Here is a 13831-nt window from a genome sequence, read left to right on the forward strand (position 1 = left end):
TTCGCGCCGCCTAAAACAGCGATTTTCCGCACGGTTTTAAGGCGCGGCAAACACTTTGTTCAGAATATCCGCCAATCGCTTGCCGCCCTGATACAAGCGCTGCTTCAGCAGTTCGTCCTGACGGGCCACGTATTCATATCCAAGGCGTGGCACGTTATCGGCGCTGTCCGTCCCAAATCGATAGATATCAGCGCGGTAACTGACAGATTCCTCGGCCCATGTGACAGGTCCCTCGCCAAAGCCCGCGATATCTGTCTTGCCAAATCGTTGCTCCAGAAACGCGGCGTATTCGGTGTAGCTCAGCTTTTCACCGTCAATCATCGCCTCGTCCCAGACCTCGTGCAGCTTGAGCGGCGCACCGAACCAATCCACCGTTATCGTGTTGCCACCGCGATCCTTTGCTTTGCCCACGTGCAGCGGCTGATGCACGTCGCCCACCAGATGCACCAGCAACGCCAGCGCGGTGGCTTGGAGTGTACCGTTGTAGGCGGAAACCTGCATGTCATTGATCGCCCAATTCAGGCTTTCAAAATTGACCGGTGCCGTATCGATAACGTCTTCGCGCAGCATCGCACTTAGAAATTCGATCGCATCAACCACATTGGTCGGCAGATTGTGTTTCTCGTAGATGGCCATGTCGCAGGTCCCGGCGGGTGCGGGTGGCAGTTTGCGGGCCTCTTGCACCGTGCGCCCGTCCACCGTCAGGAAATGCCAAGGCTTGAAACAGTCGTATTTCGGCAAAGAGCGGATGAAATCAGGCCATGTCGCCATCAGCGCCAGCGATTCACCTTTGGCGATAGATTCGACCCATTGTGCGGCGTTTTCATCCAGATTGGCTTGTGCAACTTGCGCGGTGATCCGGTGCCCGTTGGGCCCCCACGCCAATGCCGTTTGCGTGTTCAACGCAATCGCAAACATCGTTAATAAAAAGTACCGCATCAAACTGTGTCCTTGCAAAATTTTTATCAAAATATGCAGGTAGTTTAACGGGGAAACTGATCCTGTGGGAAATGTTTCGTGTGCGAAACAAAAACGGCGCCCCGCAATGTGCAGGACGCCGTTTTTTAAATTTTAGACCTCAACCAATCCGAAACGGATCAGGAAGCTTTCGTAATAAAGCCAACGGCATCGCCGAAGCTTTGGATTGTTTCAGCTGCGTCATCAGGGATTTCGATGCCGAATTCTTCTTCGAACGCCATGACCAGCTCAACTGTATCCAAGCTGTCAGCGCCCAGATCGTCGATGAAAGACGCGCCTTCGACGACTTTGTCTTCTTCAACACCCAAGTGCTCTACAACGATCTTTTTAACGCGTGCTGCGATGTCGCTCATATCTCAATTCCTCATTCGTGCGGATCTAAAGTGATCCAAGTTGTGGCCCCCAACGTTGGGAAACCCTGCTTTGCCCCGAAGGGCGCTCAGGCCCTGCCAACGGCAAGGGCCGATCGTCAAACACAATGTTTAGCGATCAATTCTGCGCCGCCTATAACATAGTCGACGCACTTGGCAAATGTTTTGCACATCCGGCGGTAGACCCGCGCCTACAACATGGCCATGCCACCGTTGACGTGCAAGGTGGTGCCTGTGACATAGCCCGCCTCTGGTGAGGTTAAGTACAAGACAGCGCTCGCTATTTCCGCCGGGTTCCCCATCCGATTTGCCGGGATTTGCCCAAGGATTGCAGCCTTTTGGTCATCCGTCAATTTGTCTGTCATCGCAGTGGCAATAAAGCCGGGCGCGACCGCATTTACTGTGATTCCCCGCGACGCGACCTCGTAGGCGAGCGATTTTGACATGCCGATCATGCCTGCCTTGGACGCCGCATAGTTCGCCTGACCGGGGTTGCCGGTGGCTCCGACGATGGATGAAATGTTGACGATCCGGCCCCAACGCGCCTTCATCATGCCGCGCATCACGCCTTTGCACAGCTTGAAAATGGCTGTCAGATTGACGTTCAGAACCGAATTCCATTCATCATCAGACATCCGCATAAACAGATTATCGCGGGTGATACCCGCGTTGTTGACCAGGATATCGACCGATCCCATCGCTTCGGCGGCTTGTTTGGGCAGCGCCTCGACCGCGTCCATGTCGGACAGGTTGCACGGCAAAACATGGGCGCGTTCACCCAGTTCAGCGGCCAATGCCTCAAGCGGTTCAACCCGTGTGCCACTTAGGCCAACTGTTGCGCCTGCTGCGTGCAGCGCGCGCGCGATATCCGCACCAATGCCGCCTGATGCACCGGTGACCAGTGCGTTTTTACCTGTCAAATCAAACATATCGTTCGTTCCTCATTTTTCTTATCTTATACGTGCGGGGCACGTTCGCCCAAGATGTAACGCGCCACATCCACAAAATCAAAGGCCAGCGAAATCGCGATCACGCCCATGACCACAAACATGATCCGGCGCGGCCACGCGGGCATGTCCGGACGTTTGGTTTGGAAATACAAGAACACCAGCAGCGGCGTCCAAAAGATCAGATGCGGCAGCCCCAGTAGTTTGACGTAGCCCATGCTGTTGAACAGCATGTTGATCGACATGCCCGCAATCGCGCTTGCCAAAAGGGTCAGCAGACCTGCGACCCGGCTTTGCCTCCAGATCAGCAGCGCTAATGGCAAAATGAACGCGCCGAGCAGCAGAATGTTTATCCAGACCATCAACCACGCGGGCTGCAACGCCATGGCATCGTTTAGGGTCATGGTGTCGGTCATTGTGCCTCCAGCAGGGCTGCGATGTCGGCGGATGCACCGATGTTGCGCGACGTGATGGAACGATCAATGCGGCGGATCATGCCGGACAAGGCTTTGCCCGCGCCGATTTCCCACATTTCTGTGACGCCTTCGCCGGCCATCCACGACACGCTTTCGCGCCAGCGTACAGACCCTGTGACCTGCTGTACCAACAAATCGCGGATGTCTGCGGGGCTTGTCACCGCTTCGGCCCGCACGTTTGCGACCAAAGGGACCGCAGGTGCGTTGATGTCAACGCCGCCCAGTGCATCGGCCATGACACGGGCTGCGGGCTCCATCAAAGCACAGTGGAACGGGGCCGACACCGGCAGCATCACGGCGCGCTTGGCCCCTTTGGTTTTGGCAATCTCGATGGCGCGTTCAACCGCCCCCAAATGACCCGAAACCACAACCTGACCGGGGTCATTGTCGTTGGCTGCCTGGCAAACTTCGCCCTCAGCTGCTTGTGCTGCAACATCGGCGGCCGTGGCAAAATCCAAGCCCAATAGGGCGGCCATTGCGCCAACGCCAACCGGAACCGCCTCTTGCATGGCTTGGCCACGGGTGCGCAACAAACGCGCCGTATCAGCCACAGAAATCGCGCCAGCCGCAGCCAGAGCGGAATACTCGCCCAGCGAATGCCCCGCGACAAAGGCTGCTTTTTCGATCGTGATCCCTTCGGCCTCTAGCGCGCGCATCGCGGCCAAAGACGTCGCCATCAAGGCAGGTTGGGCGTTTTGGGTCAGGGTCAGTACGTCTTGCTCGCCCTCCCAGATCAGCGTGCTTAGCTTTTCGCCCAGCGCGTCATCGACTTCTTCGAACACAGCGCGTGCGGCTGGATAGGCGTCGGCCAGATCGCGGCCCATGCCGATGGTCTGTGCCCCTTGGCCCGGAAAGACAAAAGCGACTGTCATGATAGTAATCCCCAGATGTGTTGGTCGTTGTTATCGGGTGTAGCCCGCAGGCCAGAGCCACACAAGATGCCACTAAGGGCGACACACAAAGATGCAGATGATCTGTGCAAGGATGCAAAGACCGCACACTTGTAACTTTTTCCCCGGATGAAAAGATGGTGTAACGAATGAAACCACCGTGTCACGTGTTAAAGACGGAACACTCGCGTAAAAAGGATCATCACATGTCGCTCGCCAACACGTCCCACAGTTATGGCAGTATCGCCAAAACCTTTCACTGGCTGACGGCCCTGTTGATCCTGACGCTGATCCCGCTGGGAATTATTGCCAACGGGATGGAATACGAAACGTCCGAGCAGCTGGCGCGCAAAGCGTGGTTGTTTTCATTGCACAAAACCCTTGGGGTGACGGTGTTTTTTGTCGCTTTGGCCCGCATTGGCTGGGCGATCAAGCAGGCAAAACCGGGTGGTTTGCATCCTGAGCGGAAAATGGAGAGCTGGCTGGCCGAGACAATCCACTGGTTGCTTTATGGCTCGCTGGTGCTGGTGCCACTGTCGGGATGGGTGCATCATTCTGCGACCACCGGCTTTGCGCCAATCTGGTGGCCGTTCGGTCAATCCCTGCCGTTTGTGCCCAAAAGCGAAAGCCTCGCGGCGCTAACTGCCGGCTTGCACATCGTGTTTGAGCGGGTTTTGGCTGCGTCCATTTTGCTGCACATCGCAGGCGCGCTGAAGCACCACTTTGTCGACAAGGACGTGACCCTGCGCCGGATGTGGTTTGGCAAACCCGCCCTGCCCGACACAAAACCTGCGCACCACAGCGCCTTGCCTTTGGCCAGTGCGCTGGTCGCTTGGGCGGCTGCGTTGATGATCGGCAGCGCGATTGGCGTGTTTTCGCATCACGAGACCAGCGCGCAGGCCGCCGAGTTGGGCGACGTGCAATCGGACTGGACCGTTCAGGACGGCACCATCGACATCACAATCACGCAATTTGGCAATGAGGTTACGGGGCAATTCGAGGATTGGACCGCTGCAATCACCTTTGACCCTGAAACCGGCACTGGCACGGCTGAGGTAAACATCTCGATCGGGTCACTGACACTGGGGTCGGTCACCGCGCAAGCCATGGGGCCGGATTATTTTGACAGCACCACATTCCCAACCGCTGTGTTCACGGCCGACATCGCGCCCATCGTCGACGGGCACATGGCCACCGGGACGCTGACGGTCCGGGACAAGACCGTACCGATTGAAATGCCGTTTTCCCTGAATGTGCAGGATGACACAGCACAGATGAGCGCGACACTCACGCTGGATCGCAGGGATTTTGATGTGGGGAACAACATGGCGGATGATTCCAGCCTGAAATTTCCGGTCAACGTGCAGATCAACCTGACGGCACAGCGCTAAACGAAAAATGTGCGGGCTAAACGAAAAATGTGCGGGCTAAACGAAAAAAGGTGCGGGACACCCGCACCTTACGATCTGGTAAGGTGGGCGTGTCGCCCACCTTTTTTATTCAAAAAGCTTATTCGGCTTTCATCGCCTCAACCGAGATCATCACCTGAACTTCGTCACTCACGAAGGGTGCGAATTTGCCAAGGCCGAACTCGGAGCGGACCAAAGTGGTCGTGCCGTCAAAGCCAGCCCAAGGTTTGCCCGCCATCGGGTGATCGCCCATTTGGTTCAGCTTGGACGCCAAAACAACTGATTTTGTCACGCCGTTCATCGTCAGATCGCCGGTGATGTTGGCTGTGCCCTCGCCTGTCACTTCGATGGATGTGGACGAGAACGTGACCATGTCACCCTCTGCCGCGCCAAAGAAATCGTCGGACATGAAATGCCCGTCACGCTTTTCCCAGCCGGTGAACATGCTCATCACTGGCATAGAGACGTTGACCGAAGAGTTGGTCGCGTCGTCTTGATCGAACATGATCTCGCCTTCAAAGCCCGAAAACATGCCGTAGGTCGTGGAAAAGCCAAGGTGGTTGTAAGAAAACACAACCTGGCTGTGGCTGGAATCGAGGACGTATTTGTCAGCAGCGGCGGCGAAAGTTGCAGAAGACGCCAGTGCGGCGGCGAGAATAAGGGATTTCATGTTATGCTCCATGTTGTTGTCATGGTGCATAATGTGGGTCGCGCGCGCGAAACAGCAACTGCGCACCATTCAACAAGTTGTGCGCGCTCCTGAACAGAAGCGCGCACGCATAGAATGGCTGCCTGAGGTGTTGGGGTCTCGAAAGGCTTATAATTTACCGGCTTGCATCATCGCCGACGTCAGGCTGCGGCGGATATTCGGGTCGCTCATTGCGACTTCGGCCAGCATAACATCTCCCTTTGCCCACAAGATCATATGGGCACCAAGTAGCTCAGCACGTTCCAAATCGGCAAATTTATGCGCACTTAGCATTTGATCACCGGCCTCGTTGCGGCGCATCACGCGCACTTCGCGGCGGATCGTATCGATTTCGATTTCGGGGGTCTTTGCCCGGTTTGGCGTGTGCAGCATCGCAATGCCACCCAGCACCATCATCAAAGACAGAACCAATTTGATCAGCAGCAAATCACCGGACCAATCGGCCCCCGGCATGGCCCACAACCCGACAGCTGCCAAAATCAGAACCGCACCGATAAACGCTTGTGTGGCCCGGACAACCAAACGGCTGCCATCCAGCGCATGGGCCGGCGCGCTTTGAACACCAAACGTGTCTGCCCCAAGAGGCGTGCTTTGCGTCGGCATAAATTCTGAAGTTGCTGTCATTGTTCTGTTTCCCACTCATCTGTTGTCCCGAATTAAGGTTAACAAAACGACCACAATGAGGCAGATGACGGGCAATGCAGGGGCAATCCCTTGACGATGCAGGGGCATAGGCCCCCCCAAAACCCGCAGCGCGCGCCTATATCCTTGCGCACCCCCCAAAACCCTGTATACGCAGCCAATCCTTTGCAGATTTGCATAACCGCGCAGTCTCTCGTGACGACCCCGCAAAGGTTCATTTGGGTCCGTCTTTGAAATGCGCCTTGATATAAAGTGGAGCAAACATGCCTTTGTATGAGCATGTCATGATCGCCCGCCAGGACTTGTCTAATACGCAAGCCGAGGGTCTGATCGAACATTTTGGCACCGTACTGTCGGACAACGACGGTAAACTCGTAGACAGCGAGTATTGGGGCGTCAAAACAATGGCCTATAAGATCAACAAGAACCGCAAAGGCCACTACGCCTTTTTGCGTTCAGATGCACCAGCCGCAGCCGTCCAGGAAATGGAACGTCTGATGCGCTTGCATGATGATGTTATGCGCGTACTGACCATCAAAATGGATGAGCACAAAGACCTGCCATCCGTTCAAATGCAAAAACGTGACGAGCGCCCAGAGCGCCGCGAACGTCGCTGATTTAGCTGTAGGAAAGGACGTAAACCATGGCCGCAAAACCATTTTTCCGCCGTCGCAAAGTCTGCCCATTCTCTGGCGACAACGCACCGGCAATCGATTACAAAGACACACGCCTTCTGCAACGCTACATCTCTGAGCGTGGCAAAATCGTGCCGTCCCGTATCACTGCAGTCTCTGCGAAAAAGCAACGCGAATTGGCCCGTGCCATCAAACGCGCACGCTTCCTCGCCTTGCTGCCATACGCTGTTAAGTAAGGAGAACCTGACATGAAAGTTATCCTTCTAGAACGTGTCGCCAAGCTGGGCCAAATGGGCGACGTCTGTGACGTCAAACCAGGCTTTGCACGCAACTATTTGTTGCCACAGAAAAAAGCCCTGTCCGCTTCCGAGCGTAACATTGCTGATTTCGAGGCTCGCAAAGTTCAGCTTGAGGCACAAAACCTCGAGACCAAAGCCGAAGCCGAAACAATGGCAGCAAAACTTGACGGACAGCAGTTCGTTGTGATTCGCTCTGCCTCTGACGCCGGTGCGCTTTACGGGTCCGTCACAACACGTGACGCCGCCGAATCCGCAACAGCCGAAGGTTTCACTGTCGATCGCAAACAAGTCGTTCTGCTCGCCCCGATCAAGTATCTGGGTCTGCACGAAGTCTCTGTTGTTCTGCACCCAGAAGTCTCTGCCACAATCGAGATGAACGTTGCACGTTCGGTCGAAGAAGCCGAGCTTCAAGCCGCAGGCAAATCGATCCAGGAATTGGCCGCTGAAGAAGAAGCAGCAGCCGAATTCGAAATCGCCGAGTTGTTCGAAGATATCGGCGCTGCCGCATCTGACGACGACGATCTGGCAGAATCTGCAGGCATCGAAGTTGCCGCAGACGACGCAGGCGAAGAAGAAACACCTGCAAGCTAAGCCGCTTACAGTTGAATTCGAAAAGGCCGCTCAGAGATGGGCGGCCTTTTTGTTTGTCAGATGGCTTGATGGAATTGCGCGCTAAAACTGTGATCGCGAGTACCCCGCCACGTGAATCCCCGCAGCGCCCAATTATTAGTCAAGTGGCGTGAAAATTTAGGCATTTGCGCCCAAATTTGCCTCACATCGCGCGACTGCCGCACAATCCTTGCGACCCTGCCCCGGTCTGTCCAGACAGTTTTCCAGAGGTAGGAGTTTGAAAAGCGGTGGCAAGGAGTGCTCAGTTAGCGTCGCAGGTGGGGTTCCAACGCGCGGTTGGAAAGGTGTCGTTGCGCGTGGCAGCTGACGGATCCGGTGTTACCCGCCTCAAGGATTTGCGACAAGAAGGATCGATGCGGGCCGTTTTTCCGAATTCAGCCGCTCAGAACGTTGAGGCTGTGTTTTTGAACACGGCTGGCGGCGTCACCGGCGGCGATCATTTTTCCATCGACGCGCAGGTGGGCGCGCAGGGGCGTTTGTCGCTGACGACGCAGGCCGCTGAACGCATTTATCGCGCTGTCGGCACAGATTTTGCCACGGTTCAAAACACCCTGAGTGTCGAACAAAATGCGCAGCTGTTTTGGTTGCCACAAGAAACGATTTTGTTTGACGGGTGCCGGTTAAAACGTCGTTTGGACGTCGAGATCGCGCAATCCGCGCGTTTTTTGATGCTGGAACCTTTGGTGTTCGGTCGTGAAGCATCGGGCGAAGATCTCAAATCCTGTGCGTTCAGTGATCGTGTCACGCTGACGTGCGAAGGGCACCCGATTTATGCGGATGGCATCCAGTTGAACGGCAACATCACGGAAACGCTGCGGCACGTCGCGATTGGCAACACCGCCCGCGCGCTTGCAAATATTGTGCTTGTTGATCCCAATCCAGGACCCCTGTTGGACCACCTAAGACAGCTGTTGCCGCCCACGTCCGGTGCCAGCCTGGTGGCGCAGAATGTGTTGGTTGTGCGCCAGCTCGCGGCGGACAGTTTTGCGTTGCGCCAAGCCCTGCTGCCGATCCTCACCCTGTTAACAAACGACGCTGTACCAAAGAATTGGAGGCTTTAGTCCATGAAACTCACCCCGCGTGAAAAAGACAAATTGCTGGTGGCGATGGCGGCCGAAGTGGCCCGCAAGCGGCTCGCCCGTGGTGTCAAGCTGAACTACCCCGAAGCTATTGCACTGATCACCGACGCTGTTGTCGAGGGGGCGCGCGACGGGCGATCAGTCGCCGACATGATGGAGGCTGGCGGCCGTGTCGTCACCCGCGCCCAATGCATGTCTGGCATCCCCGAAATGATCCACGACGTGCAGGTCGAGGCGACCTTTCCTGACGGCACCAAGCTGGTCACCGTTCACAACCCAATTCGCTAAAGGAGGCCCAAGATGATCCCCGGAGAACTGTTTCCCGCAAGTGGAATGCTGACCTTGAATGAGGGCGCGCCGTCGCAAACGCTGATGGTCGCGAACACTGGCGATCGCCCGGTCCAGATCGGCAGCCATTACCACTTTGGCGAGGCAAACGCGGCACTGGAATTTGACCGCACAGCCGCGCGCGGCATGCGTTTGGACATCGCCGCTGGGACCGCCGTGCGTTTCGAACCCGGCCAACGCCGCGAGGTGCAATTGGTGCCCGTATCGGGCGCGCGCCGCATTTTTGGTTTTAACCAGCAAATCATGGGGGATCTTTAGATGCCCGTGCAAATCAGTCGCGCCGACTACGCCGCCATGTTTGGCCCCACCACCGGTGACAAGCTGCGCCTTGCGGACACCGACCTGATCGTTGAAGTCGAAAATGACCTGACTACCTACGGCGAAGAGGTCAAATTCGGCGGCGGAAAAGTCATTCGCGACGGCATGGGCCAATCCCAAGCCACCCGCGCGGACGGGGCCGTGGATACCGTCATCACCAACGCGCTGATCATTGATCACAGCGGCATCTACAAAGCCGACGTTGGCCTGCGCGGCGGACGCATTCACAAGATCGGCAAGGCCGGCAACCCTGACACGCAACCGGGCGTCGACATCATCGTGGGTCCCGGCACCGAGGCGATTGCAGGCGAAGGCCGCATTCTGACCGCAGGCGGGTTTGATTCACACATCCATTTCATCTGTCCCCAGCAGATCGAGGACGCGCTGCATTCTGGTCTGACCACGATGCTCGGCGGTGGCACTGGCCCCGCGCACGGCACGCTGGCCACCACCTGCACGCCCGGTCCGTGGCACTTGGAACGGATGTTGCAGGCGGCTGATGCGTTTCCGATGAACCTCGCGTTTGCAGGCAAAGGCAACGCCAGTCAGCCTGCCGCCTTGGTGGAAATGGTCAATGCCGGGGCTTGCGCGTTAAAATTGCACGAGGATTGGGGCACGACCCCGGCCGCGATTGATTGCTGCCTGTCTGTGGCCGATGACATGGATGTTCAGGTGATGATCCACACCGATACGCTCAATGAATCGGGCTTTGTCGAGAACACAGTCAGCGCCATGAAAGGCCGCACGATCCATGCCTTTCACACCGAAGGTGCCGGCGGCGGCCATGCGCCCGATATCATCAAAATCTGCGGCGAAGAACACGTGCTGCCGTCCTCGACCAACCCGACGCGCCCCTACACGGTCAACACTCTCGAAGAGCATCTCGACATGCTTATGGTCTGTCACCATCTGGATAAGTCCATCCCCGAGGACGTCGCATTTGCCGAAAGCCGTATCCGGCGCGAAACCATTGCCGCCGAAGATATTCTGCACGACATGGGCGCGTTTTCGATCATTGCGTCCGACAGTCAGGCGATGGGGCGTGTGGGCGAGGTGCTGATCCGCACCTGGCAAACTGCTGACAAGATGAAGAAACAGCGCGGACGCTTGCCCGAGGAAACCGGTGAAAACGACAACTACCGTGTGCGCCGCTACATTGCCAAATACACGATTAACCCCGCGATTGCCCACGGGATCAGCCACGAAATCGGCAGCATCACCGAAGGCAAACGCGCTGATCTGGTGATGTGGGATCCCGCATTCTTTGGGGTCAAACCCGAGATGGTTCTGCTGTCCGGCACGATTGTTTCGGCGCAAATGGGCGATCCGAATGCGTCGATCCCGACGCCGCAACCGGTCTATTCGCGGCACATGTTCGGGGCCTTCGGGCGCTCTGTTGAACGCTCGGCTGTGACCTTTGTTTCGCAGGCCGCACATGCGGACGGGATTGGGTCCAAGCTGGGTTTGGCCAAAGACACGGTGGCCGTGCGCAAGACCCGTGACATCGGAAAATCGGACCTGATTTTGAACACTGCACTGCCCAAAATTGACGTGAATCCCGAAACATACGAGGTGCGCGCGGACGGTGAATTGCTCACCTGTGAACCGGCAACAGAGTTGCCCATGGCCCAAAGGTATTTCTTGTTCTGATGACTGATTACAAATGTTTTGAGGTCCGCCGCGCGGGCAGTTGGTCGGGCGCCTTTGATCTGTGCGTGATGCGCTATGATGACCGGTTTTTGCGCCGCAAGGTTGTCACGACTGTGCACGATGAAACGGTGCTGATTGATCTGGAACACACCACGTCTTTGGATCACGGCGATGCGCTGGTGCTCGAGGACGGTCGTTTTATCGAGGTGATCGCAGCAGAGGAACCTTTGCTGGAAATCTCCGGCGCTGACCTTGTTAAACTGGCGTGGCACGTGGGCAATCGCCACACGCCCTGCCAGATCGAAACGCAGCGGTTGTTGATCCAGGCGGATCCGGTGATCGGGCATATGCTGGAACACCTCGGGGCCACGGTGAATGCGGTGTCAGAGCCGTTCACACCCGAGGGCGGGGCCTATGGTCACGGGCGCACCCACGCCCACGAACACGTCCACACCGCGCATGATCACGCCCACGGCCATGACCACTAGCGCCGACACGCTCACTTTGGTGCAGCTGCTGTCCCCGTCCTTTCCGATCGGGGCCTTTGCCTATTCGCATGGGTTAGAAAGCGCGATCGAAAGCGGGCTGATCACAACGGCGGACGATCTAGAGGATTGGCTTTGGTGTTTGTTGACGGCTGGTGGTGCCCGCGCTGACGGCGTTTTGCTGAATGTTGCCTACTGCGCTGAGGGTCCGGATGTGTCCCGCCTTGATGCCCTTGCCCGCGCTTTTGCAGCGTCAAAAGAACGGTTGCAGGAAACCGACCTTCAGGGGGCGGCGTTTTGCGAAACGGTTGGTGCGGTCTGGCAGATCGCCCTGCCTCGGCTGACCTACCCGGTTGCTGTTGGCCGTGCTGCGCGCGCGTTGGGATTGGACCTGGAACTGACCAGCGCGATGTACCTACAGGCCTTTGTTGCCAATCTGTGCGGGGCCGCGATGCGCCTTGTGCCACTTGGGCAAACTGACGGGCAGCGCGTTCAGGCCGCGCTTAAACCGGTTGCGCTGACGGTCGCGTCTGGACTGGTGGGGGCGACGCGCGACGATCTGTATTCCAACACGTTCATGTCAGACATCGCAGCGATGCGTCACGAAACCCAATATTCCCGCGTTTTTCGCACCTAAAGGAGCCATTTCATGTCAAAACACGGTCCACTGCGCATCGGTATCGGCGGCCCCGTTGGTGCAGGGAAAACAACACTGACAGCAGCACTTGCGCGTCTGTTGCATCCGCAGCTGTCCATCGGGGTCATCACCAACGATATCTACACCCAAGAGGACGCAGAAGCGTTGATGCGGATGCAAATCCTACCCAAAGACCGGGTGATTGGCGTTGAAACCGGCGGCTGTCCGCACACGGCCATTCGCGAGGATGCCTCGATCAACCTCGCAGCTATTGCCCAGATGCGCGCCCGCCATCCAGAGGTCGAAATCGTACTGATCGAAAGCGGCGGCGACAACCTGTCGGCCACCTTTAGCCCTGAACTGGCGGATTTGACGATCTACGTGATCGACGTTGCCGCCGGCGAAGAAATCCCGCGCAAAGGTGGCCCTGCGATCACCAAATCCGACATTCTGGTGATCAACAAAACCGACCTTGCACCCTACGTCGGGGCCTCGTTGGAGGTTATGGATCGCGACGCCGCGCGCATGCGCTCGGCCAAGCCGTTTGTGTTCACCAGCTTGCGCCACGGGACCGGCGCGGATCAGGTTTTGGCGCTACTGTCTGAACTTGGCGGGTTTGTCAGCCCTGCGGATTAAACCAGCACCTGTTGATACAATTCATCACGCGACAGGGTTTCGGCGCGCTTGTTGAAAACGACTTCGCCGCGTTTAAGAACGGTAAATTCCGACCCCAGATCATAGGCGAAATCAAAGAACTGTTCGACCAGCACAATTGCCATGTCGCCTTGGTCACACAGGGTACGGATCACGCGCCCTATTTGTTGAATAATGTTGGGCTGGATGCCTTCTGTCGGCTCGTCCAGCAGCAGCACTTTTGGCCGTGTGATCAGCGCGCGCGCAATCGCCAGCTGTTGTTGTTGCCCGCCTGACAGATCACCACCGCGCCGTTCGATCATGTCGTTGAGCACGGGAAACAGATCAAAGATGTGATCGGGAATGGTGTGATCCGCCTTGGGTAAGCAGGCGAACCCGGTTTGCAGGTTTTCACGCACGCTCATCATCGGGAAAATTTCGCGCCCTTGAGGAACATAGGCAATGCCTGCGCGCGCGGCGGCAAACGGGGTTGGGTGCATCAGGTCCGCCCCGTCCAAAGCCATGGTGCCGCCAGCATACGGATGACGCCCGGCAATCGCCTTGAGCAGGCTGGTCTTGCCAACGCCATTGGTGCCCATGATTGTGGTGACTTCGCCGACGGCAGCGTTCAAATTGACGCCATGCAAAATCTGGCTTTGGCCATATTTCAAGGTAAGATTTTCAACGTGCAACAT

General features: G+C 57.0%; 19 protein-coding genes. 11 read left to right on the plus strand and 8 right to left on the minus strand.

Features of this window, described 5'->3' with window-relative positions:
- Positions 1-36: 36 nt before the first annotated feature.
- The 5 genes from ACFIO0_RS09500 to fabD form a co-directional block, all read right to left on the minus strand.
- On the minus strand, positions 37-939 hold the full coding sequence (locus ACFIO0_RS09500; protein ID WP_390915100.1) for a S1/P1 nuclease: 903 nt from the start codon (positions 937-939) through the stop codon (positions 37-39).
- Positions 940-1097: 158 nt separating this feature from the next.
- Positions 1098-1331, minus strand: a complete 234-nt coding sequence (locus tag ACFIO0_RS09505; RefSeq protein WP_390915101.1) for an acyl carrier protein — start codon at positions 1329-1331, stop codon at positions 1098-1100.
- A gap of 209 nt (positions 1332-1540) precedes the next feature.
- On the minus strand, positions 1541-2278 hold the full coding sequence (gene fabG, locus ACFIO0_RS09510) for a 3-oxoacyl-[acyl-carrier-protein] reductase (protein ID WP_390915102.1): 738 nt from the start codon (positions 2276-2278) through the stop codon (positions 1541-1543).
- A 26-nt stretch (positions 2279-2304) separates the two neighbouring features.
- Positions 2305-2712, minus strand: coding sequence for a hypothetical protein (locus ACFIO0_RS09515; RefSeq protein ID WP_390915103.1), 408 nt, complete (start codon positions 2710-2712; stop codon positions 2305-2307).
- On the minus strand, positions 2709-3644 hold the full coding sequence (gene fabD, locus ACFIO0_RS09520; RefSeq protein WP_390915104.1) for an ACP S-malonyltransferase: 936 nt from the start codon (positions 3642-3644) through the stop codon (positions 2709-2711). Before fabD ends, ACFIO0_RS09515 begins: the two co-directional genes overlap by 4 nt.
- Before the next feature lie 224 nt (positions 3645-3868).
- Here fabD and ACFIO0_RS09525 point away from each other — a divergent pair, with 224 nt between their 5' ends.
- Positions 3869-5053, plus strand: a complete 1185-nt coding sequence (locus tag ACFIO0_RS09525) for a cytochrome b/b6 domain-containing protein (protein WP_390915105.1) — start codon at positions 3869-3871, stop codon at positions 5051-5053.
- 118 nt (positions 5054-5171) lie between these two features.
- On the opposite strand, the gene ACFIO0_RS09530 is transcribed toward ACFIO0_RS09525, so the two are convergent.
- Positions 5172-5741, minus strand: coding sequence for a YceI family protein (locus ACFIO0_RS09530; RefSeq protein ID WP_390915106.1), 570 nt, complete (start codon positions 5739-5741; stop codon positions 5172-5174).
- Positions 5742-5888: 147 nt separating this feature from the next.
- Positions 5889-6404 carry a hypothetical protein gene (locus ACFIO0_RS09535; protein ID WP_390915107.1) on the minus strand — a complete coding sequence of 172 codons (516 nt, stop codon included), beginning with the start codon at positions 6402-6404 and terminating at the stop codon, positions 5889-5891.
- A 281-nt stretch (positions 6405-6685) separates the two neighbouring features.
- On the opposite strand from ACFIO0_RS09535, the gene rpsF reads away from it, so the two are divergent.
- The 10 genes from rpsF (at position 6686) to ureG (ending at position 13139) form a co-directional block, all read left to right on the plus strand.
- On the plus strand, positions 6686-7039 hold the full coding sequence (gene rpsF, locus ACFIO0_RS09540) for a 30S ribosomal protein S6 (protein WP_390915108.1): 354 nt from the start codon (positions 6686-6688) through the stop codon (positions 7037-7039).
- 26 nt (positions 7040-7065) lie between these two features.
- Positions 7066-7293: a 30S ribosomal protein S18 gene (rpsR, locus tag ACFIO0_RS09545; protein WP_005852865.1), complete on the plus strand. Its 228-nt coding sequence runs from the start codon at positions 7066-7068 to the stop codon at positions 7291-7293.
- 12 nt (positions 7294-7305) lie between these two features.
- Positions 7306-7947: a 50S ribosomal protein L9 gene (rplI, locus tag ACFIO0_RS09550; protein ID WP_390915109.1), complete on the plus strand. Its 642-nt coding sequence runs from the start codon at positions 7306-7308 to the stop codon at positions 7945-7947.
- A 335-nt stretch (positions 7948-8282) separates the two neighbouring features.
- Positions 8283-9047, plus strand: a complete 765-nt coding sequence (locus ACFIO0_RS09555) for an urease accessory protein UreD (protein ID WP_390915110.1) — start codon at positions 8283-8285, stop codon at positions 9045-9047.
- Positions 9048-9050: 3 nt separating this feature from the next.
- A complete protein-coding gene (locus ACFIO0_RS09560) occupies positions 9051-9353 on the plus strand; it encodes an urease subunit gamma (RefSeq protein ID WP_390915111.1) in 303 nt (100 codons plus the stop codon).
- 12 nt (positions 9354-9365) lie between these two features.
- The gene (locus ACFIO0_RS09565; RefSeq protein ID WP_390915112.1) at positions 9366-9671 is read left to right on the plus strand and encodes an urease subunit beta; all 306 of its coding nucleotides are present in this window, start codon (positions 9366-9368) and stop codon (positions 9669-9671) included.
- Entirely contained in the window at positions 9672-11381 is a 1710-nt protein-coding gene (ureC, locus tag ACFIO0_RS09570; protein WP_390915113.1) for an urease subunit alpha, read from the plus strand.
- Complete coding sequence (locus ACFIO0_RS09575) at positions 11381-11869, plus strand: urease accessory protein UreE (protein WP_390915114.1); 489 nt, start codon at positions 11381-11383, stop codon at positions 11867-11869. Before ureC ends, ACFIO0_RS09575 begins: the two co-directional genes overlap by 1 nt.
- Positions 11859-12503, plus strand: coding sequence for an urease accessory UreF family protein (locus ACFIO0_RS09580; RefSeq protein ID WP_390915115.1), 645 nt, complete (start codon positions 11859-11861; stop codon positions 12501-12503). The genes ACFIO0_RS09575 and ACFIO0_RS09580 overlap by 11 nt, the downstream gene beginning before the upstream one ends.
- A 12-nt stretch (positions 12504-12515) precedes the next feature.
- Positions 12516-13139, plus strand: a complete 624-nt coding sequence (gene ureG / locus ACFIO0_RS09585; RefSeq protein WP_390915116.1) for an urease accessory protein UreG — start codon at positions 12516-12518, stop codon at positions 13137-13139.
- Here ureG and urtE read toward each other — a convergent pair.
- A complete protein-coding gene (urtE, locus tag ACFIO0_RS09590) occupies positions 13136-13831 on the minus strand; it encodes an urea ABC transporter ATP-binding subunit UrtE (RefSeq protein WP_390915117.1) in 696 nt (231 codons plus the stop codon). The genes ureG and urtE overlap by 4 nt on opposite strands.

This window comes from Pseudosulfitobacter sp. SM2401, assembly GCF_042932805.1.
Classification (GTDB): domain Bacteria; phylum Pseudomonadota; class Alphaproteobacteria; order Rhodobacterales; family Rhodobacteraceae; genus Ascidiaceihabitans.